This window comes from Glycomyces sp. L485 (genome assembly GCF_022548875.1).
Classification (GTDB): Bacteria; Actinomycetota; Actinomycetes; order Mycobacteriales; family Micromonosporaceae; genus Glycomyces.
The window spans coordinates 1-457 of record NZ_JAKZEW010000101.1 but is presented as its reverse complement, the minus strand read 5'-3'; the positions used below and the strand labels follow the sequence as shown (position 1 = coordinate 457).

The window sequence follows — 457 nt, the reverse complement described above, 5'->3', positions numbered from 1 at the left end:
TCGTCATGGTGTGCGCGACCGACAATCAGTGCCGTATCGCGCAGCCGGACCCTTACCGGACCGTCGCCGAGGGCGTCTGCGACGGGACCCTGTTCGGTGGTGACTTGGTGCGGGCCGCGGACGCCGGTTACTGGACCGCGTGGAGCCAGGGCGGTCAGGTGCGCTTGGAGCACTTCGCTGACGGGGCCTCCGACGCCACCGTCGACACTTCGGTCGGTTCGTCCCACCCGCACCTGGTGCGTTACGGGACCGGCCAGATGCTGCTGGCCTGGGAGTCGGACTCGGCGATGGCCGCGCAGGCGTACGACGCCGGCAGCGGCAAGGCGGTGGGGAGCCGGTTCACGATCGATGTGCCGGACCACGACTACCAGGCGTTCAAGGCCTACCCCGACGGCAGCGTCGCCTACCCGGCGGCCGGGACCGACAGCAACTCGATCCGGATCGCACGGGTGATGGC

At 70.0% G+C, this 457-nt stretch carries 1 pseudogene; it reads left to right on the top strand.

Annotation, left to right across the window (positions count from 1 at the left end):
* Positions 1-457: pseudogene (locus tag L0U85_RS20180) on the top strand (hypothetical protein); the annotation flags it as partial.